The sequence below is a fragment of the Pseudarthrobacter oxydans genome, from assembly GCF_013314975.1.
GTDB lineage: Bacteria > Actinomycetota > Actinomycetes > Actinomycetales > Micrococcaceae > Arthrobacter > Arthrobacter oxydans.
The window spans coordinates 153625-178353 of the sequence record NZ_JABTYH010000003.1; the positions used below are offsets into that span (position 1 = coordinate 153625).

The following is a 24729-nucleotide window of genomic DNA, read 5'->3' on the forward strand; positions in this document are numbered from 1 at the left end:
GCGCCTACCTTACGGCGCTGCGGCGGGGGAGGGTGAAACTGTGACAGCCGGGTTGCTTTCCAGGGATTTGACGACGGCGTCCGCGAGGGCGGCGAATTCGTCCAGCTGGGCCTCCCCGGACAGAACAACGGTAGTCCCGCGGTAGTCCAGCACCAGGGATTTCTCACCCTTGCCGGTGTCCCGAAGTTCCCATTCCTGCCCGCCGGCGTTCCGGGAGCCGGTGACGGGTGCGTTGCGCGTCTGCTGCAGCAGCCAGGTGGGGTTCGCGTTCCTGGTCTGGACCAGCCCGATGAAGGACTCCTTGGGCGTCAGGTATCCCGCTTCCCAGGTGGGGACGCCGTTGCCGGTGCCGGCTTCCCACCGGGCGTAGTTGGGGCGGAAGCTGTCGCCGGTGTCGGGCGCGACGGGTGTGAATCCTGCCACATCCGTGGCATTCCGCGAGACGGCTGCCACGTCGATGTTCGGCCGGTAGCCATCGCTCCTGGGCAGTGGATTCATGAGGATGATGGGCAGGAACGCGGCAATGCTCACCACCAGGGCGATGATCATTCCGATGACCGAGGCGTTGGCACGCTTGGCGGCAGCAGCCGGAATGACAGGCTTTACCGGCCCATTCCCTGCCGCAGCGCCGGACCCGCCGTTGCCCTCGGATCCGGCCGGCTCTGGGCTGGGACTGGTCTTTTCCTGCATGTCATTCACCCCTCTATAGTCGCCCATGCCGGCAGCCAACTTCCATTTGGGCGCTCCAGGCCCCTGGCCGCCGTCGCCGGTACATTGCGCGGGCGCGTCATCCGCCACCCCGTTGAGCGGCTCGCGACTATGATCGGTAGCAGAGGAATCACCGCGCTGCTGCACCGGCGGGGCGGGTTTTATGATCGCCACTCGAAGAAGAGGTTCACGTGTCACCAGCGTCCATGACCCAGAAGTACTCCACGATCTCCCCGTCGCTTGCCGTAGGCATTGACGAGCCGGACCGCAACCTTGCCCTCGAGCTTGTCCGCGTGACCGAAGCCGCAGCCATCGCCGGCGGCCACTGGGTGGGCTTCGGCGACAAGAACAAGGCCGACGGCGCAGCAGTCGACGCCATGCGCTCCTTCCTCCAGACCGTCCACTTCAACGGCGTTGTGGTCATCGGTGAGGGCGAGAAGGACGAGGCCCCGATGCTCTTCAACGGAGAACGCGTCGGTGACGGCACCGGCCCCGAGTGCGACGTCGCCGTCGACCCCATCGACGGAACCCGCCTGACTGCCCTGGGCATCAACAACGCCCTGGCCGTCCTCGCCGTGGCCGAGCGCGGCTCCATGTTCGATCCTTCCGCCGTGTTCTACATGGAGAAGCTGGTTACCGGTCCCGAAGCCGCGGACATGGTGGACCTCCGCCTGCCGGTCAAGCAGAACCTGCACCTCATCGCCAAGGCGAAGGGCGTCAAGGTCAACCAGCTCAACGTCATGATCCTTGACCGCGACCGCCACAAGCCGCTGGTGGAGGAAATCCGCGAAGCCGGTGCGCGCACCAAGTTCATCATGGACGGCGACGTCGCCGGTGCCATCGCCGCAGCGCGCACCGGCACGGGCGTTGACGCGCTGATGGGCATCGGCGGCACGCCCGAAGGCATCGTTGCGGCCTGTGCCATCAAGTCCCTGGGCGGTGTCATCCAGGGCCGCCTCTGGCCCACCAGCGACGAAGAGAAGCAGAAGGCCATCGACGCCGGCCACGACCTGGAGCGGGTCCTCTCCACCAACGACCTCGTCTCCAGCGACAACTGCTACTTCGCCGCCACGGGCATCACCGACGGCGACCTCCTGAAGGGCGTCCGCTACTCCAAGGACAAGGTCCTCACCCAGTCCATCGTCATGCGTTCCAAGTCCGGCACCATCCGCTTCGTTGACGGCGAGCACCGCGCCGACAAGTGGGAGGGCTACGCCCGCAAGAGCTGACGCCGGCGCGCTTGAACGCCAGGCCCCCGGGAAGTGCGCAAGGCACTTCCCGGGGGCCTGGCCTTTTAAGCCCTTGGTATAGGGTTGAAGCCATGATTCCTGCTGTTGTGCCCTGTACTGACCGCGCCCTCTGGGACGACCACGTTGACCGGTTCCAGGGACATCCGCAACAGTTGTGGGGCTGGGGCGAAACCAAGGCCATGCACGGCTGGACCGTCGACCGCGTGCTCATCAACGAGGCCGGCACCACCATCGGCTGCGCCCAGCTGCTGGTCCGCCGCCTTCCGCTTCCCTTCCGGGCCCTGGTCTACATTCCGCGGGGCCCCATGTGCGCCCCGGAGAAGGCGCAGGCAGTCCTGAACCGGCTCGCCGAGCATGCTTCAGTCCGGCACCGTGGAGTCGCCCTGAGCATCGAACCCGACTGGGACCAGGACTCGGTGTTTGCAGGTGCCGTGGCCGCCGCAGGCTTCCGTCCGTCCGCCAACACGGTGCTGATTCCGCGCACGCTCATCCTCGACCTCACCAGGTCGGACGACGAGCTCATGGCGGACATGTCCAAGTCCACGCGGGCGAACATCCGCAAGGCAATGCGCAGCGACGTGGAGTTCCGCAAGGTGAAGAACGACGCCGAGCTTGAGCAGGTGCTCTCGATCTACCACGAGACCGCTGAACGCGCCGGGTTCGGGATCCACGAGGACCAGTACTACCGGGACATTTTCCGGAACATGGGAGATGGCTCACCCATCATCGGGGCGTTCGACGGCGAGCAGCTGCTGGCGTTCGTCTGGCTCGCCAGGAGCGGCTCCACTGCCTTTGAGCTCTACGGCGGCGTGTCCGCGGAAGGCCAGAAACAGCGCGTCAACTACGGCGTGAAGTGGGCGGCCCTGCAGGCTATGCGGGAGGACGGCTGCCGCCGGTACGACTTCAACGGACTCCTCAACGACGGCATCTCCGACTTCAAGAAGCAGTTCGCCAAGCACGAAAACATGCTCATGGGAACCTGGGAGAAGCCGCTTTCGCCGCTGTACCCCGCCTACGCCCAGGCCATGCCCCTGGCGCGCCGGGGACTGCAGACGGGACGGCGCGTCCTGAAGGCCGCTGCCGGGCGTGTACGCCCCCTGCTCCAACGGCTGCGCCCCGGCAACTAGCGTCACCCACCAGCTGCGCTCAGCAAAAGGGCGACGGCGGCACCCCGCCCGGGTGCCGCCGTCGCCCTTTGCCGTTGCCGCCTGAAGCGCCGCCGACTGCTAGAGGCCGGTGGTCACGGCAAAGGCAAGCGCCTGCTCCGTGCTGCCGGCCACGGGGTGGACGTTGACCGGAGCCTCGGCGTCAGCCAGGAAGGCGCTGCCGCCCCTCGACAGCTGCAGGTCGCCCTTGGGCGAGTCCAGGTAGATATCTCCTGCCACCACGATGACCACGGCCGCCCCGGACTGCGCCAGCGGGACCGGGGCCGCGCCCGGCGCGAGCTCTATGCGCTGGAGCTGGAACTCCTCGAACGGCGGGCGGAACACTTCCTGGTCCAGGGCCGTCCGCTCAGCGGCCAGCATGGGCACCGCAACAGGCTGGAAATCAACGGTGCGGAGGAGCTCGGGCACATCCACGAACTTCGGGGTCAGGCCGCCGCGCAGGACGTTGTCCGAGGAAGCCATGACTTCCACGCCCAGGCCGTGCAGGTACGCATGGACATTTCCGGCCGGAAGATACACCGCTTCGCCCGGCGCCAGCGAGACACGGTTCAACAGCAGGGAAATCAGCACACCCGGATCCCCGGGATACTTCTCGTTGAGGCTGATCACGGTTTTCAGCTCGGCCTCATGCGGGGCCAGGGCGGCTTCGGACAGGAGTGCAGCCACCACCAGCGCCGTATCCTCGGCCACGGACCGGCCTCCGGTGATCAGGCGCTCGAAGGCGTTCCGGAGGGCCTGTCCCTCATCGCTTGCGGCGAGGTCCTCCTGCAGCTCTTCGACAAGGGCGGGGACGCCGGCTTCGCTGGAGCCACAGGCTGCCGCGACGTGCGCCAGGATCTCCCGCGTTTCCGCCACCGGGCGAAACCCGCACAGCGCCTCAAACGGGGTCAGGGCGAGGATCATCTCGGGTTTGTGGTTGTCGTCCCGGTAATTGCGGTTGGGGGCGCCCGCAGGCACCCCTTCCGCGTTCTCGCGGGCAAATCCGGCGCGCGCCTGCTCCAGGCTGGGGTGGACCTGCAGGGACAGGGGCTGGGCTGCGGCGAGGATCTTGGCCAGGAAGGGCAGCCGGGGGCCAAAACGGGCCACGGAGTCCGCGCCGAGGTAATGGTCGGGATCGCTGGAGATGAGGGCATCCAGCGCGGTCCCCGCCGGCCCGTCCCCGGGGACGCGGGCGGTGGACGGTGAATCGGGGTGCGCGCCGATCCACAGTTCGGCTTCCGGCCGGCCCGACTCGGGCCGGCCCAGGAGGGCCGCGATGGCCGTCGTCGAACCCCAGGCATAGTCGCGCAGGACGTTCTCAATCTCGTACAAAACCGGTTCCGTTTCCCTAGGTCTGCTGGATGAAGTGTGCGGCTACAGCGGCGTGCACTGGCCATTGGTTGCCACGAGCTCGGCGATGGCCTGTTCGTTGCCCTCGAGCTTGAGCTGGGTCAGCATCTCTTCCGTGATCAGCTCGCCGTCGGGCGTGGTGGTCACCGGAGTGAAGTCCGACGGCGCGGGTGACTGCTGCGCCCGGACGGCACCGGCGAGGGGGAAACTGCCAGCGGTTCGAGCGGCCGCGGCCTGGACGTGCCCCGGTGCGGCGCCCGCTTCCACCATGGCGTCGTCCTGCACGCCAGCCGCCTGGGCCGAAGACGCGGAAGCCAGCAGCTGGTCCACGCGGTCGTGGATCTGGTCGAAGTCAGGAACCGTGGAGAACGAGGCGTCGAAGTCGGGCGGGCCGATGGTCAGCCGTTTGATGTCCTGGCCCTTGGCCTTCATGGCAAGGTCCACGAAGCTGCCCAGCTGCGAGGAGGAGATGTTGGAGTCCACCACCTTGGTTCCCGCGTCGGCGATGTCCTCGAATTTTGCCAGCAGCGTGGCAGGGTCCAGCTGCTTGAGCATGGCCTGCTGCACGCACTGCTGGCGCTGGATGCGCGAGTAGTCGTCCACATACTCCCGCGACCGTCCGTACCAGAGTGCCTGGTTGCCGTCGAGGGTTTGTTCGCCGGCCGGGATCCAGCCCAGCGGCATGCCGTGGGTCTGTGTGAAGTCGTCAAAGTAACCGCTCATGGGAACCCATCCGCCGGCTTTGATCCTGATGCCGCCCATCGCGTCGATGAGCCTGGAGAAACCGTCCATGTCAACCAGGACGTAGGCCTGCACCGTGAGCCCAAGCGTCCCGGATACGGCTTCCAGGGTGGCCTGCGCGCCGGGGTCGGCCACGCCGGGGTACAGGTCGGCGTACTCGTTCGTCACCTCGGTGTTGATGGCATTGATCAGGCACTCGTCCCCGCAGTCGTAGCCGTCCGGGTAGATGGCCCGCATGGGGGAGTCCTCGCTGAACTGGGCGTTCTGCAGGTTCCGGGGCACGGAGATGATGGCAGTCTGCCCCGACTTGGCGTCCACGCTGAGGACGGAAAGGCTGTCCGGGCGCCTCCCGGTGCGGTCCTCGCCGGCGTCCCCGCCCATCATCAGGAAGTTGTAGCGGCCTTCAACGGGATCGATCGTAGGGCCGGAGGAGAAGATGCTCCCGATCGCATTACGCCCCACATTGAGCAGGTAGGCAGCATAGCCAAGGGACCCGCTGCCCAGGACCATGGCCAGCACCAGTGCTATCCCCACTGCGGGCCGAGCCCGGGGTGCCAGCAGTGTGGGGCGGATGAGCCGGAGGGTGTTGAGGAAGAGCAGTGCCCAGGCAGCGGCCAGGGCTGCCAGCAGGATGACGATCACCAGGGAAGTGACGGGATGGGTGATGATGTTGATCAGCAGGGTCCGGTTGAAGAGCAGCAGGAGCACGGCGGCGGCCAGGGCAGCCCAGACGCCGAGAGTTACGCGCAGCGCGGCGCGGCCGAGTTTGCGGCTGCCCGCCACCACCTGGGCGCTGCCCGGAACCAGGAGGGTCAACAGGATGAGGACAAAGGCCCGTTTCGTGCGCACCTGAGAGGATGCGCTGGCTGGGTAGCGCACCGGGTCGGTCATGGAGGAGCCTGGGGCGGCCTGCCGCAGTTTGCTGCTGGACATACGCGCCGCCTAGCGGCCGCTCCGCAGGGCGCCGTTGCCGTCCGCAAAGACCTCGCTGACTTTCTGCCGCAGGCTGGCACCCTTGCGGGCGGCAACCGCGTTGAGGTCTGCTGCGAAATCAAGGAGGTCCGCGCGAAGCGAAGCTGCGAGCTCGTCCGTGCCCGCAGCGAGCATCCGCACGGCCAGGAGCCCGGCGTTGCGGGCTCCTGCGATGGACACGGTGGCCACCGGAACACCGGCGGGCATCTGGACGATTGACAACAGGGAATCCATTCCGTCCAGGGTTTTGAGGGGGACGGGAACGCCGATGACCGGGAGCGGGGTGACGCTGGCCAGCATGCCCGGCAGGTGGGCCGCGCCGCCGGCCCCGGCGATGATGACCCTCAGACCGCGCTCGTGGGCTGTCTGCCCGTAGCGAATCATTTCGGTGGGCATCCGGTGGGCTGACACGACGTCGGCCTCGAAGGGGATGCCGAACTCCGCCAGCGCGTCAGCCGCAGCTTCCATAACGGGCCAGTCAGAGTCGGATCCCATGACCAGGCCCACCAGCGGGGCGGCCTCCGAAGCGGTGGCGGGGGTGGTTGGGGCGCTCATGACTTCTCCTCGAAAGTGCTTGGCGGTTCTTCTGCCGGGGCCCGGCCGTCGCGGATGATGCTGGCAACCATCGTGGCACGTCGGCGGACGGAATCAACGTCTGCAGTGGATGAACCCACCAGGTTCACATGGCCGATCTTGCGGCCCGGCCGGACGGACTTGCCGTAGCAGTGCACCTTTGCGGCAGGTTCGCTGGCAAGCGCCATCGGGAAGGCGGAGAACAGGTCCTGGTTGTCGCCGCCCAGGAAGTTCTTCATCACCACCACGGGGCCGAGGACATCGGTGGCGCCCAAGGGAAGGTTCAGAACCGCCCGCAAGTGCTGCTCGAACTGGCTTGTCACCGATCCGTCCTGCGTCCAGTGCCCTGTGTTGTGGGGGCGCATGGCGAGTTCGTTGATCAGGAAGCCGGCACCGACGCCGGGGGTCTCAAAGAGCTCAACGGCCAGCACTCCCGTGACGCCAAGTTCGGCGGCAATGCGCAGGGCGGCGTCCTCTGCGGCAGCAGCGACCTCCACCGGGATGTCCAGGGCGGGGGCTATAACTTCATCACACACACCATCCACCTGGATGGTGTGGACCACCGGCCAGGCGCGGGCTTCGCCGTCGGGTGTCCGTGCAACGAGTGCTGAAAGCTCCCGGGTGAATTCCACTTTGGCCTCGGCGAGGAGGGGGCTCATGGCGTCAAACCATTCGGATGTCCCGGCAGCTTCTTCTGCGGAGGCGACGATCCTGACACCCTTGCCGTCGTACCCGCCGCGCGGCATCTTCAGCACAACGGGCCAGCCTGTTTCCTCGCCGAAACTGACCAGGGCCGCCACGTCCGGCACGGAGGCCCAGGCCGGGTTGGGAAGCTCCAACCGGTCGATCGCGGCACGCATGACCAGTTTGTCCTGCGCGTTCACGAGTGCGTCAGGCCCGGGCTGGACGTTGACGCCGGCGTCCTGCAGCGCGCGCAGGTGGTCTGTGGGGACGTGTTCGTGGTCAAAGGTCATAACGTCCAGGCCTTGGGCAAAGTCCAACAGCGTCTGCAGGTCCTTGTAGTCGCCCACCGGCGAGGAGGACACTGCCGAGACGGCCGAGACGTCGTCCCCTTCGGCGAGGACACGGAGTTCGAAGCCGAGGGCAGTTGCGGCAGGGGCCATCATTCGGGCAAGCTGGCCGCCGCCAACTACGCCTATTACTGGAAAAGTCACATGGGCCAGCCTACCGAAGACCGTCCGGTATCCCGCGTTCCGGTCCGGCGGGCCGGGAGTATTTCGGGTGCCGGGCCACCCCTCTCCGCCGGTCGGGAAGGCTGCCTCACAGGTTTGGGGGCTAAAATGGCCTACGGCCCAATGGCCCACAGTTCACACAGCCATGGAGGGCCATGTTCACCACACTTGCAGACCGTATCCGGGGGCTCGCCTCGCTGTTTTGGCGCGAAGTGGCCAAGTTCGGAGCCGTGGGCGGTGTGGCCTTCGTGATCGACAACGGTCTCACGTACTACCTGATGCACGGCCCGATGACCGACAGCGAGGCCAAGGCGCGGTTCGTTGGCGCCTCCATAGCCACGGTCTTCTCCTGGATCGCCAACCGTCTCTGGACCTTCCGGCACCGCCGGCAGGCCAACGTTCTGCGCGAATTCCTGATGTTCGTCCTGATCAACGGGATAGGCATCGGCATCTCCACGGGCTTCACCGCCCTCGCAAAATACGGGCTGGGCATCACGGACAAGAACATGTTGTTCCTGGCCGGCGTGGCGGGCATTCTGGTGGCTACCGTGGTCCGCTTCTTTGCCTACCGGTTCCTGGTGTTCAACCAGGAACTGGACCAGGAACCGGAGTTCTCCCACGACCACGAGCTTATCGAGCGCCACCACCACCACCACCACAAGGGGCAGGGTTCCGGCGTGGAGCACGAAGCGGAGCGCGAGCCTTCGACGGACGGCCGCGCCAAGCCATAGCACTGGACGGCCCGGGGGCGGGGGCCAGGCTGGAAGGCTCCCGCTTCCCTAGCTGCCGTGAATGCGCTCCGCCGTGAGGAGCTTCCCGGTCAGCGCCACCTCCGGATGCGTCATGACCACCGATCCACCGTGCTGCCAGGCGCCCAAGGCATTGGACAGCGCGCCTTCCAGTCCGTTCCCGGCTGGAATATGAAGGCGTACGCCGTCGTCGTGGCGGGCGGCGAAACTGCTGAGCAGGTCCTGGTGCGAGTGCGCCCGGCCATCGCCCGCCACGACGGCGCACCCTGAAGGATCAGGCTCGGCGTGCGGCATGAAGACGTCTCCATGGGAGCGGACCTCGGCAGCGTAGTCCAGGTAGCCGGCGGCAAGCGCACCCGGCCACCGCATGGCCAGCGCGGGCAAGGCCACGGCGATGACGGCGTCGTATTTCCCTTCCACTGCCTCCGGATCCGCGGTGGCAAGGTAGTCCGCAGCACCCCCGTCAAGGACGGTTTGCAGGCCCACCTGCCAGGCGGCCAGTGCCCAGACCATGGACTTCCAGTGCGCGGGCAGGTCCATGCGCAGCCGCATGCCGGGCATGGCGTCCAATTCGTCCTGGAGCAGGTTGCTCGTCTTGGCAACCCAGTTGTCCAGCACCCTGCCGGAGAGCTCCACCCGCTCATCGTCAGGGCCGTACCACGTGAGACGGGGAGCCGTTGAATTGCCCGATCGGAGCGTTGACATGAGTTCAGATAGCGGGTTGCCCATGGCACCATCCTGCCACCGGCGGCGGGGCCAGTCACGGTCGACGTCGGCCCGGCCCGGCCGGTGGAGCCTGCCCGCGCAACGCCGAGTGATATTTATCACAGCTGATACTCAGCCTGCTTGCCATTTCGCGTCGTTGCAGGTATTTTCCGCGCCGTTGATGGCGATTTGGGCCGTTGCCCGGCGGGCTTCGGAGTTCGCTGCGGGCCGCGCCGTGTCCGCATAATAAATTCCCGGGCGTGGCGTACGCCGCGTTCGCCATCCGGAGTGATTATTATCCGGCGGCGGCTTGACTCGTCCTAGTTACACACGTGTAATTAGATAACTAAAGGCAACTGCGTAAATGCCGGCACACAACCGAGTGCCGCGTATCCAGGCAGTAGCTGCAAATCAGGAGGGTCGCCGATGGGGCAAGCAGAGCGTATCCAGGAAGATGCCGTCGTAGCCGGTCAGGCAACGGCAAAGTACCGTGCCCGGGGGGTGCCGAGCGATTGGTACGTGGACCCCGCCGATCCTGATGCTGCCGACCGGTACAACAGGAACGCGCGCGGCATCCTGGAGGACCAGGCCACTGCATTCCTCGCTGCCCACGAAGCGCTGCTTGACGGTGGCCCGGAGGCGGAGGACGACCTCGACCCGCCCATGGAACTGGCGGCCGGTGGCGCAAGCCAGCCGGTGTGGATTGGGCTTCCCTTCCAGCAGGACTTCGATGACGAAGGTGAACTGGGCTGGCAAACTGATGCCTTGTGCGCCCAGACGGACCCCGAGGCATTCTTCCCTGAAAAGGGCGGCTCCACGCGGGATGCGAAAAAGGTCTGCGGGGCCTGCAACGTGCGCTCGCAGTGCCTCGAATACGCGCTGGCAAACGACGAACGGTTCGGCATCTGGGGAGGCCTTTCCGAGCGTGAACGCCGGCGGCTTAGGAAGCGAGCAATCTAATTCACCAGGATGTTCATGTCACTGCCGTTGTGGTCGCCCACAACGGCAGTGCCTATCTGCCCAGGACACTTGCAGCCCTGGCGGGCCAGACCCGGCCCGCGGACTACGCAATCGGCGTTGACGCCGGATCACGGGACGACTCCAAAGTCCTCCTGCAGCGGGCCCTGGGCGAAGCCAACGTCCTCAGCCAGCAGCGCGCCAAGGGCGGCATGGGTGCGGCGGTTTCCGCCGGCCTGGCCGAACTGGCCCCTTGGCGGGGGAGCGCGGCCCCGGACAAAGCGGAGTGGGTCTGGCTGCTCCATGATGATGCTGCACCTGCGCCGCAGGCACTCGCCGAACTGCTCAGCGCTGTGGAGCGGGCGCCGTCTGTCACGGTCGCAGGGTGCAAACAATTGGACTGGCACGAGGAACGAAAGCTTATCGACGTCGGCCTGTCCACCAGCCGGTGGGCCGAACGGCTCACCCTGATCGATGCCGACGAACTCGACCAGGGGCAGTACGACGGCCGCAGTGACACCTTCGCCGTCAACTCCGCCGGCATGCTTGTCCGCCGTGACATCTGGGAGCAATTGGGCGGTTTCGATCCTGCCCTGCCCGGCAGCGGCGACGACGTTGACTTCTGCTGGCGCAACCGGCTGGCCGGGCACCGCGTCGTCGTGGTACCCGCGGCCCGCATGTTCCATGTTGCGCACCGGCCACACGCACTGGGCAACGCGGCGGCGGCCCGGAAGGCCCAGGTCCACCTGCGCCTAAAGCATTCGCCACCATGGATGGTGCCGGTCCACGGGGCCGGGGCGCTCCTGGGCAGCATTTTCAGGCTCGTGCTGAGCATCCTGGTCAAGGACCCTGCGCATGGCCTGTCACAGGTGGTTGCCACCTGCGCGGCCCTCGGACGGCCCCGCGCAGTGGCGAGGGCACGCAGCAGCGCCCGCCGGACCCGGCGCATCCGCCGGTCCGTGATCCGCAAGCTCCAAACCCCCAGGCGCGAGGTCTGGAGCCACCGGCGGTCCCTGATGGAGGCGCTCGGCTCGGACACTTCCCCGTCGGACGAGCTTGAACAGGATCCGTTGGCGCACCAACCCACCGGGGATGCCGCTGACGACTTCGCGGCCTTGGCCACGGCAAAGCGCGGATGGGTGGGCAACGGCGCCCTGGCTGCGGTCATCGTTGCGTCCGTGGCGTCGCTTCTGGCCCTGACCGGGCTCTTCCGCGCCGACGCCGTATCCGGCGGTGCGCTCATCCCTGTCGCTGCCAACCTCGCCGACATCTGGCACCATGCTTCCAGCTGGTGGATCACCCTGGGGGCAGGGCTACCCGGCAGGGGAGACCCCTTCGGCTATGTCCTGTGGATCCTCGGGGTCCTGGGCGGAGGCGACGCCAACCCGGCCATGGCGTGGCTGCTCCTGCTCGCCACGCCGCTTTCCGGGCTCACGGCATGGTTCGCCGCCGGCGGACTGACCGTCCGCCGCCGGCTCCGGCTGGCCGCCGCCCTCCTGTGGGCTGCAGCACCCGCACTCCAGGTCGCGCTCAACCAGGGCAGGGCCGGAGCTCTGATTGCCCACATCATGCTTCCGCTGGTGGTCCTGGCGCTGCTCCGCGCCACCGGCTCAGCAGTGGGCCACGGCCGCTTCACGCTGCCTTCCCCTTCCGAGGCCCGTCCTGGCGAGAGGCCCCCCGTCAGGCCCGGTATCAACGGCACGCCATCCTGGACCGCCGCCGCGGCAGCCGGCCTTGCGCTGGCAGTTGTTGTGGCGTCGGCCCCTTCACTGTTGGTTCCGGCCACCGTGGTAGTCGTGCTCTGTGGCCTCCTGCCCGGACGCCGCGGCCGGACGGCCTGGTGGGCCCTGCTGCCCGCCGCGGCCCTGTTCATTCCTTTCGGACTCTCCGTCCTCGACAGGCCCCGGGCCTTACTGGCAGACCCCGGCCTCCCGCTTGCCTTCGACGCAGCGCCGCTGTGGCAGCAGCTCCTGGGCCAGCCGCTGCGTTTTGACCCGCAGGGCGGCCTCACAGGGCTTCCGTCGTTTACCGGTGGGGCGGTACCCTGGGCCCTGGTGCTGGCACTCCTGGTCGCAGCCCCGGTGCTGGCGCTGGCCGTCGCCGGACTGGTGGTACCCGGGCACCGCGCCGCCATGGCGAGGGGTTTTTGGGTGGCCGGCATCCTTGCCCTTGCCGGCGGCTGGCTGGCCGGCCACGTGGCCACCGGCATCAACGCCCAGAACCTCGTGACCCCGTTTACCGGCCCGGCCGTGTCCGCTGCGGCCTTCGCCCTCCTGGCGGCAGGCATCCTGGGAGCGGAGCATCTCCTGTCCATGGCGCACAGGGGAGCGGCCAGCGGCAGCGCCAAGCGCCGGGCAGCCCTCCGGTCCGCCACCGCCGTCGGCATGGTCATCCTGCTTGCGGGACCCCTGGCCGGAATGGCTGCATGGTCAGCCCAGAACCTGTTGCGCCCCGCCACGGCCGCCGCCGCCCCCACGGGGACCGCCTCTCCGGGCGCCGATGCCGCAGGCAGGCAAACACCCGACGCCGCCGGCCAGCTCGGAACCCCCCGTCTGGTGGAACCCACCAACCCCCGCACCCTGCCTGCCACGGCCATTGACCGCGGAACAGGGCCGGAACAAACACGCACCCTGCTGATCAGTACGCGGGACAACGGGACATTCGACGCCTCACTGATGCGCGGCGCCGGAACCACCCTGGACAGCCTCTCCACGATTGCCGCCGCTCGGAACATCATCGGAAGCCCGGGTGCCGAGACCATTCGCGACGACGACGATGTCACCGCGGCCGTGCGTCGCGTCGTGGCAACGGTCGTCGCCGGCCAGGGCGTCGACCCCCGGAACGACCTCGAACAGCTGGGCGTCGGGTTTGTTGTCCTCCGCTCCGCTGACACAGCTGCCCAGCTGACGGCCAGCCGGATGGACGCGGTACCTGGCCTTGTTGCCGTGGGACAAACCGATGTGGGGTGGCTCTGGCGGATCACCCCCCTGAACCAGCCGGCCCTGCAGGCCGCAGACATTGCACACCGGGTACGCATTGTCGATGGCAGCGGTGCTGCCATCGGGCTGGTTCCCTCCGGCTACAGCGACGTGGACGCCCCCGTTCCGGCCGGTCCTGAAGGTCGCCTCGTGGTGCTAGCCGAACGGGCGGACGCCGGCTGGACCGCCTGGCTTGACGGACGCAAACTGACTGCGACTACGTCCGGCTGGTCGCAGGCCTTCACGCTTCCCCCAACAGGTGGCCAGCTCACCATCCGCTACGACAACCCCTGGGCCCCGTGGACGGCCATTGCACAGATCACGGTGATCGGCCTAACGGTCCTGCTCGCCATACCAATGCCGGCCAGGAGGCCACGGACCGGTATCTCCCGGGACGAGGGCTCCCTGCGTAAGGAACACCAGAATGCATGAGCACACGACGCCGCCGGCAGCTCCGGAGGCTTCGTCCTCCACTGCCGCCGGCAGGCCGCTGGAGGACGCAAGCACAGCAGGCCCGGAAACCCTGGCGGACACCGGGCAGCGGCCTGTAGCGCGGGGACGCAAAACGGCGTTCGTGGGGATGGCGTCCGCGGCAATGATCCTCGCCGGGGCCGGGGCGGTCGTGGCAGGCGGATCACTGCTGCCGCCGCCGGAATCGAGCCGCGCGGTAGCCGCCGCAGCGGCAGCCGTCCCCGCCGGGGCGAGTGTGGGCGTCTGTCCGGGACCGGCCCGGCTGCTGGCGGGGACAGAAGCAGGCACCGACCCCCAGTTCAGTCCGGTGTCAGCCACCGCTGCCAGCGCAGTGACGGGCGCGGTGCTCGGTGCGGCAGGGATCCTGCCTGCCAGCCGCCTGTCCCAGCTGGACGGGACAACCGCCGTGGACATCTCGGAAGGGCCAGGCCAAGGCGCTTCCGCCGGGGCGCCCCAGGAACTTCCGGCAGGCGTGGTGGCGGCCCATCCCGTGAACCAGGTCAGCGTGCTGAGCGCTGACGCACTGGAGAACCAAAAAGCCTCAGCTGCCGCGGCGGTGAAGTTCACCGCCACCGATGGCGACCTCCAGGGTGCTGCGGCCTCCAACTGCCACCAGCCGTCGAATGACCAGTGGATTGCGGGGGCAAGCACTACCGTGGGCCGGGCATCAGTGCTGGTGCTGACCAACGCCTCCACCACGCCCGCCACGGTGAGCCTGGAACTTTTCGGCGCAAAGGGCCAGATCCAGGCACCCGGCAGCAGGGGCCTGCTGGTTGCGCCGGGCAGCTCGCGGGCCCTGGTCCTTGCCGGCCTGGCCCCAGGTGAGGCGCAGCTGAGTGTCCGTGTCCGGAGTGCGGGCGGCCCCGTTGCCGCCGTCATCCAGCAGAGTGTCCTGCGGGGCCTCACGCCAGGGGGAGTTGACTTCATTGCCCCGGGAGCGGCGCCGGCCGTGCGCCAGGTCATGACAGGCGTGGATATCCAGGACCCTGCAGGGCTGGCCCAGTTGACCGGAAAGCCGGGCTACGAGGACGCAAAACCGGCGCTCCAGCTGACAGTCCCAGGACCCTCGGATGCCGTGGTGGAAGTCCGCCTGTACGGGCGTGGCGGACAAGAGGCCCTGCCCTCGGGCGGGGTTATCACCGCAAAGGCAGGCGCCGTCACCGAGGTCTCCCTCGCAGGTGTCCCGGCGGGGCAGTACACGGTGGCTGCATCCTCGGACGTTTCGTTTGTCGCCGCGGCGCGGGTGACCCGCGGGCTCCAGGAAGACCAGGCCCTGGATGTTGCCTGGGCGTCGGCCGGAGTGCGGCTTGGCAGCCAGCACGTCGTTCCCGTTCCGCGGGGCGGGATCCGCAGCCTGGTGTTCGGTGCCCTGGACGCCAGGGCGACCATCACGTACTCCGCCATTACGTCCGACGGAAAAGTCAGGGCTCCGGCCACCGCCGATATTGCCGGCGGAACGACGTCCTCCATCGCAGTACCGGAAAAGGAGGGAGACGCCGACGTCGTGGGATACGTGGTGTCAGCGTCAGGGGACGCCGCCTATGGCTCCGTGCTGGTCCAGCAGGACGGAAGGAACGACATCTCCACACTCGCGTTTCTGGCGGCGGCGGCCGGGCAGGAAACAGTGCCCGTCACCCTCAGTTACTAGCTGCCCTCCAGGCGCTCACGCAACTGCCGGCCGCCGCAACCCGGATCAGTACCGGCGGCGGTAGACCGGGTCCAGGGTTTCCGGCGCCACTCCCAGCATCTCTGCCGTGTGCTCCACCACAACGTCATGGACCAGGTCCTGCAGCTCTTCGGGGCCCGGGCAGCCCTGTTCCACCACGCGACGGTACACCGTGATCATGGGTCCTTCGCCGTCCGCGGCGGGTGTGTAGGAGCCCATGGGCGCCGACGCGGAGTTGGCGGCCAGCTTTTCGAGGTCGGGCGGGATCTCGTCGACGCCGAACCGCACGCCGTCGAGCGTCTTGCCCCAGATGTCATGCAGCCGCTGCGCGGAATCAAGCACCATGTCATCAAACCGGTCCGAGCGTGTCCGGTACCCGGGGTGTGTGGGGAGCATCACCTCGCCGCGGAGCCCGCGTCCGTGACGGTTCCGGCGGCGCATCATGAAGCTTTTGCCGGAGGAGCCGGTGCCCGGATTCCCGGGGGCATCCGGACCAGCCAACCGGACCGTGAAACCTGATTTCTGGTTCGATGACTGCATACATTGACTCTAAACCCGGGGAAACATTTATGCGATACATTCTCCGGGCGGCAGGGACGCGTCGGGTCGGGCGGGCAATGCACGGATTTGGCACGGACAGCGAGTAGTCTGTGATGTCGTGGGAGCTATCCGTCAGTGTTCAAGATCTGCCTGCCGCCAGTCAGCGGTGGCTACGCTGACGTACGTCTACGCCGACTCCACCGCTGTTCTTGGCCCCCTGGCCACCTTTGCGGAGCCGCATTGCTACGACCTGTGCGAGCAGCACGCTGACTCGCTGACCGTTCCGCGTGGCTGGGAAGTCCTCCGGCTTGCCATGCCGTCAACGCCACAGCAGCCGGGCCCCGACGACCTCCTGGCCCTTGCCAACGCGGTGCGGGATGCCGCGGCACTGCCGGCCCAGGGACAGCAGCCGCCGGCACAGCGCGCGCCCCATTCCGCGCTGGAAGCACCGGCCGGCGCAGAAGGCACCCGCAGGGGACACCTGCGCGTCCTGCGTGAACCCTCCTGACATCCTCTGGCGGTAGGCTGGTAGCTGCACACCAGTCCGCTACCGGCGCGAGCGCGCCCGCCAGGGAGCACCAAGAATGCCACATATCAGTCCTGACCTGCTGTCCGTCCTCCGCTGTCCCGTGACGGGGTCGGCCCTGGTGCAGGAAGGCGAGGAACTGGTGGCGGCCGTCGCCGGGGACTCCGGAGTGAAGCCCCGCTACGCCATCGAGGACGGCATTCCGCTCCTCCTGCCACCCGAGCTGCTGGCCGCGGCCACCGCGGCAGGATCGGACCAGCACGATTCAGCGCCCGGAACGGGCCAGGCCACGTAGCAGCGACCGGGCCGGAACGCAGGCACCACGGCCGCCGTCGAACCTTACACAGCAACACCGGAACCAACCGCACTCCGGACAGGACGAAGGATTACCCATGACGTTTGATTACAAGGTTGCCGATATCACCCTGGCGGAAGCCGGTCGGCACCAGATCCGCCTTGCCGAGCATGAGATGCCGGGCCTGATGTCGCTCCGCGCCGAATTCGGCCCCACCCAGCCGCTCAAGGGCGCCCGGATCGCCGGATCCCTGCACATGACCGTGCAGACCGCCGTGCTGATCGAGACGCTCACGGCTCTCGGCGCCGAGGTCCGCTGGGCCTCCTGCAACATCTTCTCCACCCAGGACGAGGCCGCCGCGGCCGTGGTGGTCGGAAACGGAACCGTCGAGGACCCCCAGGGTGTGCCCGTGTTCGCCTGGAAGGGCGAGACGCTGGAGGAGTACTGGTGGACCGCCGAGCAGATCCTTACCTGGCCCGGCGCGGACAGCAACCCGGACCTCGGCCCGAACATGATCCTCGACGACGGCGGCGACGCCACCATGCTGGTCCACAAGGGAGCCGAATTCGAGGCCCTTGGAGCCGTCCCGGCAGCCGCCGATGACGAGTCCGAGGAAGGCCGCGTCTTCCTCGAGGTGCTGCGCGCCTCCCTGCAGGCGGACCCGCAGAAGTGGACCCGGATCGGCTCCCGCCTGCTGGGCGTCACGGAGGAAACCACCACCGGCGTGCACCGCCTCTACCAGCTCGCGGAGCAGGGCAAGCTGCTGTTCCCGGCCATCAATGTCAACGACTCCGTCACCAAGAGCAAGTTCGACAACAAGTACGGCATCCGGCACTCCCTGCCGGATGGCATCAACCGCGCCACCGACGTCCTGATGGGCGGCAAGATCGCCGTCGTCTGCGGGTACGGCGACGTCGGCAAGGGCGCGGCGGAGGCTTTCCGCGGCCAGGGCTCCCGCGTCATCGTCACCGAAATCGATCCCATTTGCGCACTCCAGGCAGCCATGGACGGGTACCAGGTCGCAAAGCTCGAATCCGTCCTCAGCGAGGGCCACATCTTCATCACCACCACCGGCAACAAGGACGTTATCCTGGCCGAGCACATGGCCGGGATGCGGGACAAGGCCATCGTGGGCAACATCGGCCACTTCGACAACGAGATCGACATGGCGGGGCTGGCACGTATCCCGGGCATCCGGAAGGTGGAAATCAAGCCGCAGGTGCACGAATGGGTACTTGACGAGGGAACGGACCGGGAACGGTCCATCATCGTCCTCTCCGAGGGGCGCCTGCTGAACCTCGGCAACGCCACCGGCCACCCGTCGTTCGTGATGAGCAACTCTTTCGCCAACCAGACGATCGCGCAGATTGAGCTCTTCACCAAGAGCAGCCAGCCGGAAGGGGAGCGGGAGTACGGGAACCAGGTCTACGTGCTGCCGAAGATCCTTGACGAGAAGGTTGCCCGGCTGCACCTTGACGCCCTCGGCGTGGAACTGACCGAGCTGTCGAAGGAGCAGGCCGCCTACCTGGATCTCGACGTCGCAGGCCCCTACAAGCCCGAGCACTATCGTTACTAAGAAGTAAAGTGCCCGGGTGCCCAGTGCGCCCGGGCCGTTACTTTCTGCGCCTAGGATCAAAACATGGAGCCCGAAGTCCCGTCCCGCCGTCCCGGTCGAATGAAAAAGATTCTTGTGGTGGCAGCCGTCTGCCTCCTCGCTGCCGTCGGCGGCGTCTTCGCCGCTGTCGCGCCGGATATCGCCCGCGGGGCTATCGAGTCCGAGTCCAGCTCCTCCGTGAGGACGTCCCCGGGAACCGCGATGCCCGTCGTTGCCCCGGTCACGTCCGAGGCCGCACCCGCCAACGGCGCAAAGCAGGTCAATCCCGCAGCCCCGGTTTCCCTCAAGGTCACTAACGGAACCATCGAACGCGTCACCCTGACCAGCACCACAGGTGAGGCGGTCGAGGGGAGCATCGACCCTGCCGGTACCGGCTGGACGGCCGCAGGGCCCCTGAAATTCAACACCGACTACAGCTACACGTACGTGGTCAAGGACGGCGCGGGTCGGGAGACCAGCACCACCCAGGCCTTCAGCACAGTCTCCAGCTCCCATGAGGCGGACGCCGCCATCTATCCCCTGGACGGCATGAAAGTGGGGGTCGGCCAGCCGCTGCAGGTCATCTTCAGCGAGCCCGTGGTTAACCGTGAGGCCGTGGAGAAAGCCATCAGCATTACCAGCAGTGCCGGCCAGGCAGGTGCCTTCCACTGGCACAGCGACACCATGGTCCGGTACCGCCCGGAGAACTTCTGGGCCGCCAACTCCACTATTGCCATGGACATGAAACTTTTCGGCGTGGACCTCGGCAACGGGCAGATCGCCAACTTCAACAAGAAGGTGAACATCTCCATCGGCGACAAGAAGGTGGCGGTGGCCGACTCCGCCGCCCACACGTTCACGCTGAGCGTCAATGACCAGGTGGTCAAGACCCTGCCCGTCAGCATGGGGGACAAGCGCTTCCCGTCAGCGCGCGGTTACGGGGTGCTGATGGAGAAGAAGCGCTACGACCACTTCCGGGCCTCGAGCATTGGGCTCAAGCCCGACGATCCTGCCTACTACGGGGACGTGGACGTGGAGTACACCATCCGCCTCACCCTCAGCGGCGCCTATATCCACCAGGCCCTGGAGTCTGCCTATCCGTTCATCGGCAACGCGAACGTCTCGCATGGCTGCATTGGGTTCGCTCCCGACGGCGCCGCCTGGGTCTTCGACAACATGGGCACCGGCGACGTGGTCCAGATCGTAAACACCGAGGGGGACTACGCCGCCCACGATGACGGGTTTGGCGACTGGAACATCCCGTGGAGCGAGTACGACAACTAGCGTCAGCTGCCGAAGGGGAGCCGCTGCAGCCGTTCTCCGATTTCCGTGTTGCGCCGGCGTGCCTGGGTCAGCCGGGCCAACTCCCTGCTCCGGCGTTCAGCAACGACGGCGGCAAGGTAGTCGTCGGGGCTGGTCCCCGGAGGCGGGGGCGGGGCCACATGGGCGGACAGTTCGGTGGCGATGGAGGCAGCCATACCGGCCCGGGACAGGGGCGCCATCCTCCCGGCCTGCCGGATGAACTGGGAGGCCCTGCGCACCGTCGCATCGGGAATCCTGCCGATGTCGGCGGCCGCTGCCCACGCCCGGAGGCGAGGCGGCACAAACACCGGAACCGGCTGCTCCATCGGCACTCGGGTGCGGACGGCATAGGTTCCGGCCAGCAGGTCACCCAACCGCCGCGACCTGTCATTGAAAAGCGCAACCGTCAGCGCCACACCGCCGAACGTCAGGTAGATCTCCAGGAACCCGGTCAGCCCGCGGATGACGGCGTGCCGGAAGCGGATGGCACCACCGTCATCCCGGACCACCCGGAGGCCGGTGGCCAGTTTCCCCAGGGAGCGGCCGCGGCTCAGCGTTTCAACGGCCACCGGAATGATGACCAGGCAAAAGACGACGCTGGCCAGGGTCAGGGCACGTGCGGCAGCCTCGTCGAGGTCCTCGCCGGCTGCGGCAAGCCCGATCAGGAACGCCACGAGCAGGACGATGTTGAGGGCTGCATCCACGAGCAGCCCGAGCGCACGGGCGGCAAAGGACGCCGGCCTCAGCTCCAGGACTACGGCCTCGCCGGTGATAATCGAACTCACTGTACTTCCCCGTTCCGCCGCCCTCCCGGTGCGGTCGCTCAAAGTCTAGTGTGGTGGCGCTAGGCTGGTCGCGTGGATATGGACGCCTTTTCCGCAACCAACGCGGACAAGTGGGCACGGCTGCATGAGCTTGCCTCCAAGGGCAGGCTCAACGGGCGTGAGGCCGATGAGCTGCTGGCGCTGTACCAGTCCACGTCCGCCCACCTTTCCCTGATCAGGTCAGTCGCGCCCGAGAGCGGATTGTCCGCCTCGCTGTCCGCCACGCTGGCCCAGGCGCGGACGCGCTTTACGGGGGCCAGGTCCAACGTGCCGGCGGACCTGGCGCGCTTTTTTGTGGTGGCCCTTCCGGCCGCGCTGTACCGGTTGACCTGGCTCACGCTTGCCTGTGGTGCGGCCTTTATCCTTATTGGCGCGGCGTACGCGCTGTGGATCGGCACGTCGCCTGAGGCGCTGCGGGCAGTGGCCACCGAGGCGGCGGCCAGGCAATACGTCGAGGAAGACTTCATCAACTACTACTCGGAAAACCCGGCCGCCTCGTTTGCCGGTGCTGTCTGGACCAACAACGCCTGGATCAGCGCGCAGGCCGTAGCGCTGGGGATTACGGGTTTCTGGGTGCCGATGATCCTGTTCAGCAACGCCCAGGGGGTTGGCGTTGCGGCCGGAATTTTCGCCGCCGCCGGCAAGAGCGACGTCTTCTTCAGCTACATCCTGCCGCACGGACTGATGGAACTCACCGCCGTGTTCATCGCCTGCGCGGCCGGCCTTCGGATCTTTTGGGCCATGGTGTCACCGGGCCCGCGGACCAGGGGACGGGCTGTTGCCGAGGAAGGCAGGTCCCTGATCACCGTGGCCCTGGGCCTGGTCCTCGTGCTGTTTGCCTCCGGTCTGGTTGAAGGCTTCGTCACCCCCAGCCCGCTGCCGGTGTGGGCCAAGATCGGGATCGGAGCCGCTGTCCTGGCCGCGTACTGGTTCTATGTGCTGAGGTGGGGCAGGCCCGCCTATCTTGCGGGAGAACGCGGGGACCTGCGGCGCGAAGACGCGGGCTACACGGAAATCGCTGCCTGAATCGTTGTAATTCCGCCGGGGTGGTTCCTCGTCCAGCCCAATGCCCGGACGGTAGGCTCGACACCAGATAAGCGCGCCAGCTGAGCCCGGCCCGGCGCGGAATTTCGACGGAAGTGACGCTGCTGTGAAAGACGAAACACCGGCCCGCGCCAAGAGCGCCGAGCCGCAGCCGGAACCCCACCTGGACACGTCCGGGGACTCCGACGAGCCCGCGTTTTCCTGGCTGAACCCCGCCGGGAAGGGCTCCGGTCCAGCAGCGGGGTCTTCCGCGTCACCCGCTGCCCCTTCGCCTGCTGACAGCCCGGCCGCTGCATCATCCACCGCCGGCGGCGGCTCCACCGTGAACGGGCCCATCCAGCCGGAGAGCAGGGCGGACCGGAAAGCCGCCGAAGCCGCCGCTGAGGCGCCCGGGGAGGACAGTTCCCCGGTTTTCAAGGAACCGCTCCCTACCTCCGCGCTGCAGGTCCGCCCGCCGGAGGAAGAGGTGGAACGCCGCAATGCCCAGCGGGAGAGTGCCGCCAACGCCAAGCCTGTGGCGCCCCGGGTGATGCAGGTGCTGCTCGCCGTCTTCTTCCCGCTGGTCCTGCTCATCCTGGCTGTCAGGGCGGTGACCAGCCCGCTGTTCCTGTGGGTGGAGTACAACCGGCCCGGGTTCCCCGGCGACGGGTACGGGTTCAGCACGGACGACCGGATGACCTACGGCTCCTACGCCGTGGACTACCTGAGCAACTGGTCCGGCCCGCGCTACCTCGGGGACCTGGTGCACCGCAGTGGCGACAAGCTGTTCAAGGACGGCGAGGTGAGCCACATGGCGGACGTCAAACTGGTGATCCTGTCCACGTTCGGTGCCGGCGTCCTGCTGGTCCTGTTCAGCATTGTGGCCATCCTTTACCTCCGCAAGCGAAGCACGGGTGGAGTCCGGAGGGGCCTGTTCGCCGGCTCCATCGTCACCCTGGTCATCATCCTGGGCCTGGGCACCCTGGCAGTGCTGGGCTGGCAGCAGTTCTTTACCGAGTTCCACCGCATCTTCTTCGCCGACGGGTCCTGGACGTTCAGCCTGGACGACACCCTGATCCGGTTGTTCCCCGGCCAGTTCTGGATTGATGCCGGCATGGTCATAGCAGGCCTGGTGCTGCTGGCTTCACTCGTGACCCTGGTCCTCACCTGGCCCACCCGCCGGCGGCGTGGCCTGGCCAAGGACGTGGCAGCACCGGCGGCGGTTGAGGAGTAGGTCCCGCAGCGTTGCGGGCGCGGCCGGGGGACTGCGCCCTAGGAGTAGAGTTTGGCGATCTCACCGGCGTAGTCGCGCACGACGGCGGCCCGCTTCAGTTTGAGGGACGGCGTCAGGTGTCCTGACTCCACGGTGAACTGGACGTCAAGGAGCGAGAAGCTGCGGATGGACTCTGCCTTGGACACGAGCAGGTTGGCGTGGTCCACCGCCTCCTGGACTGCCGCAAGGATTTCCGGATCGCTGACCGCGTCACCCGCTGCAAGGGCGGGCAGGCCGCGTTCGGACCGCCAGTTGTCCACGCCCTCCGGGTCCAGCGTCACCAGGGCCGAGACAAAGGGTTTGCCGTCGCCCACCACCACGGCATGGCCTACCAGCTGGTGGGCACGGATCGTCTCCTCGAGCGGGCCCGGCGCCACGTTCTTGCCGCCTGCGGTGACCAGCAGGTCCTTCTTGCGGCCGGTGACGGTGAGGAACCCCTGTGCATCGAGTTCCCCGAGGTCACCGGTCCGGAAAAACCCGTCAACGAAGGCCTCAGCGTTCGCGGCCCGGTTGTTGTGGTACCCCTTGAAGACGCCAATCCCCTTGACCAGGATCTCGCCATCTCCCGCCACCCGGATGGTGGTGCCCGGGACCGGGATGCCCACTGAGCCCACGCGCGTCCTGGCCGGTGTGTTGGCCGTGCACGGTGCCGTGGTTTCGGTCAGTCCGTAGCCCTCCAGCACGGGGATCCCGGCGCCGCGGAAAAAGTGGGCGTCATCAAGGGACAGGGGACTGGCACCGGATACGGTGTACCCCACCTGCCCGCCCAGGGCCTGCCGAAGCCGGGGATACAGCAGCCGGTCGAAGAGTGCGTGCCGTACACGGCAGAGCAGCCCGGGCCCGTCGCCCTGGCCACGATTGCGCAGGTCTTCTTCCCGCGAGTACTCCATGGCGGTCTCTGATGCAGCCTTGAACAGCCGGGCCTTGCCCGCCAGCGCTGCCTTGTGGGCAGCGGTAGCCCGGACTTTCTCGAAGATCCGCGGCACCACCAGCAGGAACGTGGGGCGGAACGAGCCCAGGTCCTCCAGGAGCTGCGCCGCCCCCGGTGTGTGTCCCAGGGTGGCCCCGGCGGTGAGGCAGACCACCTGCACGGCGCGGGCCAGGACGTGTGCCAGCGGAAGGAACATCAGGGTGCGTGCCTGGTCCTGCAGCAGCAGCTCCGGAAGGAACGCCACGATGTTCTTTGCCACCAGGGCGAAGTTCCCGTGGGTAATCTCGCAGCCCTTGGGATTGCCTGTGGTGCCTGAGGTGTAAACGAGGGAGGCGACATCGTCCAGCCCGGCCTGGCTGCGGTGTCGTTCAAGCTCCGCGTCCGTGACTCCGGTGCCGGCAGCGGCGAGGCTGGCAAGGTCCGGCGCTTCGCCGTCGTAATCCATCCTCACCACGTTGACGAGCCGGTCCCGAAGGAGGTCGGAGCCGGCCAGGACATCGGAGACCAGGGCCACAAGGCTGCGGTCCCCGGCAAAGACGCGGCGCACCCCCGCGTCCTGGATGATCCACTCCACCTGGCGGGCGGAGGATGTTTCGTAAATGGGGACCGTCACCGCGCCGGCGAACCAGATGGCGAAATCGACCAGGGTCCACTCGTAGGATGTGGGTGACATGACCGCCACCTTGTCGCCGGGCTCGATGCCGCCGGCAATCAGGCCCTTGGCCAGGGCGCTGACGTCCTGCAGGAACTTCGCGGCCGTGACATCCACCCAGCCGTTCGGGCCCTTTCGCCGGTACAGGGCATGGGCAGGTTTGGCGGCATGCTGCTCCAGAAGCAGGTCGGTCACGTTGCTGGCGGCGTCAAGCTCAACCAGCAGTTCGGTGCTTGCTTCTCTCACAGCAGGTCTCCGTTCCGCTGCCACGCCGCGGCAGCGGCTCAGTTGGGGGTCTGATGCCATCCTGC

At 67.4% G+C, this 24729-nt stretch carries 21 protein-coding genes; 12 read left to right on the top strand and 9 right to left on the bottom strand.

What is annotated here, in order from left to right; all coding sequences use genetic code 11:
- Positions 1 to 9: 9 nt before the first annotated feature.
- Entirely contained in the window at positions 10 to 690 is a 681-nt protein-coding gene (locus tag HTS88_RS03580; RefSeq protein ID WP_246255947.1) for a DUF4245 domain-containing protein, read from the bottom strand.
- 224 nt (positions 691 to 914) lie between these two features.
- On the opposite strand from HTS88_RS03580, the gene glpX reads away from it, so the two are divergent.
- Positions 915 to 1937: a class II fructose-bisphosphatase gene (glpX, locus tag HTS88_RS03585; RefSeq protein ID WP_174175542.1), complete on the top strand. Its 1023-nt coding sequence runs from the start codon at positions 915 to 917 to the stop codon at positions 1935 to 1937.
- 92 nt (positions 1938 to 2029) lie between these two features.
- Positions 2030 to 3085: a lipid II:glycine glycyltransferase FemX gene (locus HTS88_RS03590; protein WP_174175544.1), complete on the top strand. Its 1056-nt coding sequence runs from the start codon at positions 2030 to 2032 to the stop codon at positions 3083 to 3085.
- 99 nt (positions 3086 to 3184) lie between these two features.
- On the opposite strand, the gene manA is transcribed toward HTS88_RS03590, so the two are convergent.
- From manA to HTS88_RS03610, 4 genes are read right to left on the bottom strand one after another with little or no spacing between them, the layout of a single operon-like run.
- The gene (gene manA, locus HTS88_RS03595; RefSeq protein WP_174175546.1) at positions 3185 to 4435 is read right to left on the bottom strand and encodes a mannose-6-phosphate isomerase, class I; all 1251 of its coding nucleotides are present in this window, start codon (positions 4433 to 4435) and stop codon (positions 3185 to 3187) included.
- A 42-nt stretch (positions 4436 to 4477) separates the two neighbouring features.
- A complete protein-coding gene (locus HTS88_RS03600) occupies positions 4478 to 6127 on the bottom strand; it encodes an LCP family protein (RefSeq protein ID WP_174175548.1) in 1650 nt (549 codons plus the stop codon).
- Between the two features lie 9 nt (positions 6128 to 6136).
- Positions 6137 to 6721, bottom strand: a complete 585-nt coding sequence (gene purE / locus HTS88_RS03605) for a 5-(carboxyamino)imidazole ribonucleotide mutase (RefSeq protein ID WP_174175550.1) — start codon at positions 6719 to 6721, stop codon at positions 6137 to 6139.
- Positions 6718 to 7914, bottom strand: a complete 1197-nt coding sequence (locus HTS88_RS03610) for a 5-(carboxyamino)imidazole ribonucleotide synthase (RefSeq protein ID WP_174175552.1) — start codon at positions 7912 to 7914, stop codon at positions 6718 to 6720. Before HTS88_RS03610 ends, purE begins: the two co-directional genes overlap by 4 nt.
- A 173-nt stretch (positions 7915 to 8087) precedes the next feature.
- On the opposite strand from HTS88_RS03610, the gene HTS88_RS03615 reads away from it, so the two are divergent.
- Entirely contained in the window at positions 8088 to 8663 is a 576-nt protein-coding gene (locus tag HTS88_RS03615; protein ID WP_246255928.1) for a GtrA family protein, read from the top strand.
- A 48-nt stretch (positions 8664 to 8711) separates the two neighbouring features.
- On the opposite strand, the gene HTS88_RS03620 is transcribed toward HTS88_RS03615, so the two are convergent.
- Positions 8712 to 9410 carry a TIGR03089 family protein gene (locus HTS88_RS03620; protein WP_174175554.1) on the bottom strand — a complete coding sequence of 233 codons (699 nt, stop codon included), beginning with the start codon at positions 9408 to 9410 and terminating at the stop codon, positions 8712 to 8714.
- A 402-nt stretch (positions 9411 to 9812) separates the two neighbouring features.
- Here HTS88_RS03620 and HTS88_RS03625 point away from each other — a divergent pair, with 402 nt between their 5' ends.
- Genes HTS88_RS03625 through HTS88_RS03635 form a run of 3 tightly spaced genes read left to right on the top strand, consistent with a single transcriptional unit; the run spans position 9813 to position 15440 of the window.
- Complete coding sequence (locus tag HTS88_RS03625) at positions 9813 to 10346, top strand: WhiB family transcriptional regulator (RefSeq protein WP_174175556.1); 534 nt, start codon at positions 9813 to 9815, stop codon at positions 10344 to 10346.
- A 29-nt stretch (positions 10347 to 10375) separates the two neighbouring features.
- Positions 10376 to 13753, top strand: coding sequence for a glycosyltransferase family 2 protein (locus HTS88_RS03630; protein WP_174175558.1), 3378 nt, complete (start codon positions 10376 to 10378; stop codon positions 13751 to 13753).
- The gene (locus HTS88_RS03635; RefSeq protein WP_174175560.1) at positions 13746 to 15440 is read left to right on the top strand and encodes a DUF5719 family protein; all 1695 of its coding nucleotides are present in this window, start codon (positions 13746 to 13748) and stop codon (positions 15438 to 15440) included. The genes HTS88_RS03630 and HTS88_RS03635 overlap by 8 nt, the downstream gene beginning before the upstream one ends.
- Before the next feature lie 45 nt (positions 15441 to 15485).
- On the opposite strand, the gene HTS88_RS03640 is transcribed toward HTS88_RS03635, so the two are convergent.
- Entirely contained in the window at positions 15486 to 15998 is a 513-nt protein-coding gene (locus tag HTS88_RS03640) for a metallopeptidase family protein (RefSeq protein WP_174175561.1), read from the bottom strand.
- 118 nt (positions 15999 to 16116) lie between these two features.
- On the opposite strand from HTS88_RS03640, the gene HTS88_RS03645 reads away from it, so the two are divergent.
- From HTS88_RS03645 to HTS88_RS03660, 4 genes are all read left to right on the top strand, one after another.
- A complete protein-coding gene (locus HTS88_RS03645; protein ID WP_174175564.1) occupies positions 16117 to 16506 on the top strand; it encodes a DUF3499 domain-containing protein in 390 nt (129 codons plus the stop codon).
- A 76-nt stretch (positions 16507 to 16582) separates the two neighbouring features.
- Positions 16583 to 16819: a Trm112 family protein gene (locus HTS88_RS03650; protein WP_174175566.1), complete on the top strand. Its 237-nt coding sequence runs from the start codon at positions 16583 to 16585 to the stop codon at positions 16817 to 16819.
- Between the two features lie 97 nt (positions 16820 to 16916).
- On the top strand, positions 16917 to 18395 hold the full coding sequence (ahcY, locus tag HTS88_RS03655; protein ID WP_174175568.1) for an adenosylhomocysteinase: 1479 nt from the start codon (positions 16917 to 16919) through the stop codon (positions 18393 to 18395).
- A 63-nt stretch (positions 18396 to 18458) separates the two neighbouring features.
- Positions 18459 to 19697 carry an Ig-like domain-containing protein gene (locus HTS88_RS03660; RefSeq protein WP_174175570.1) on the top strand — a complete coding sequence of 413 codons (1239 nt, stop codon included), beginning with the start codon at positions 18459 to 18461 and terminating at the stop codon, positions 19695 to 19697.
- 2 nt (positions 19698 to 19699) lie between these two features.
- Here the strand turns inward: HTS88_RS03660 and HTS88_RS03665 are convergent, their stop codons facing one another.
- Entirely contained in the window at positions 19700 to 20500 is an 801-nt protein-coding gene (locus HTS88_RS03665; RefSeq protein WP_174175572.1) for an RDD family protein, read from the bottom strand.
- Positions 20501 to 20572: 72 nt separating this feature from the next.
- Between HTS88_RS03665 and HTS88_RS03670 the strand changes: the two genes are divergently transcribed.
- Together HTS88_RS03670 and HTS88_RS03675 are read left to right on the top strand one after the other, a co-directional pair.
- Entirely contained in the window at positions 20573 to 21565 is a 993-nt protein-coding gene (locus tag HTS88_RS03670) for a stage II sporulation protein M (protein WP_310109779.1), read from the top strand.
- A 124-nt stretch (positions 21566 to 21689) separates the two neighbouring features.
- Positions 21690 to 22796 (top strand): TIGR01906 family membrane protein, encoded by a 1107-nt coding sequence (locus HTS88_RS03675; RefSeq protein WP_174175574.1) that lies wholly within the window; start codon positions 21690 to 21692, stop codon positions 22794 to 22796.
- Positions 22797 to 22834: 38 nt separating this feature from the next.
- Here HTS88_RS03675 and HTS88_RS03680 read toward each other — a convergent pair whose 3' ends face one another.
- Complete coding sequence (locus HTS88_RS03680; RefSeq protein ID WP_174175576.1) at positions 22835 to 24664, bottom strand: AMP-binding protein; 1830 nt, start codon at positions 24662 to 24664, stop codon at positions 22835 to 22837.
- Positions 24665 to 24729 lie beyond the last annotated feature (65 nt).

Excerpts from the sequence above, each read along its gene's own strand:
- HTS88_RS03660 (WP_174175570.1), top strand. The coding sequence starts at position 18,459 with ATGGAGCCCGAAGTCCCGTCCCGCCGTCCCGGTCGAATGAAAAAGATT.
- HTS88_RS03640 (WP_174175561.1), bottom strand. The coding sequence starts at position 15,998 with ATGCAGTCATCGAACCAGAAATCAGGTTTCACGGTCCGGTTGGCTGGT.
- purE (WP_174175550.1), bottom strand. The coding sequence starts at position 6,721 with ATGAGCGCCCCAACCACCCCCGCCACCGCTTCGGAGGCCGCCCCGCTG.
- HTS88_RS03590 (WP_174175544.1), top strand. The coding sequence starts at position 2,030 with ATGATTCCTGCTGTTGTGCCCTGTACTGACCGCGCCCTCTGGGACGAC.
- glpX (WP_174175542.1), top strand. The coding sequence starts at position 915 with ATGACCCAGAAGTACTCCACGATCTCCCCGTCGCTTGCCGTAGGCATT.
- HTS88_RS03620 (WP_174175554.1), bottom strand. The coding sequence starts at position 9,410 with ATGGGCAACCCGCTATCTGAACTCATGTCAACGCTCCGATCGGGCAAT.
- ahcY (WP_174175568.1), top strand. The coding sequence starts at position 16,917 with ATGACGTTTGATTACAAGGTTGCCGATATCACCCTGGCGGAAGCCGGT.
- HTS88_RS03625 (WP_174175556.1), top strand. The coding sequence starts at position 9,813 with ATGGGGCAAGCAGAGCGTATCCAGGAAGATGCCGTCGTAGCCGGTCAG.
- HTS88_RS03615 (WP_246255928.1), top strand. The coding sequence starts at position 8,088 with ATGTTCACCACACTTGCAGACCGTATCCGGGGGCTCGCCTCGCTGTTT.
- HTS88_RS03650 (WP_174175566.1), top strand. The coding sequence starts at position 16,583 with ATGCCACATATCAGTCCTGACCTGCTGTCCGTCCTCCGCTGTCCCGTG.
- HTS88_RS03580 (WP_246255947.1), bottom strand. The coding sequence starts at position 690 with ATGCAGGAAAAGACCAGTCCCAGCCCAGAGCCGGCCGGATCCGAGGGC.
- HTS88_RS03635 (WP_174175560.1), top strand. The coding sequence starts at position 13,746 with ATGCATGAGCACACGACGCCGCCGGCAGCTCCGGAGGCTTCGTCCTCC.
- HTS88_RS03600 (WP_174175548.1), bottom strand. The coding sequence starts at position 6,127 with ATGTCCAGCAGCAAACTGCGGCAGGCCGCCCCAGGCTCCTCCATGACC.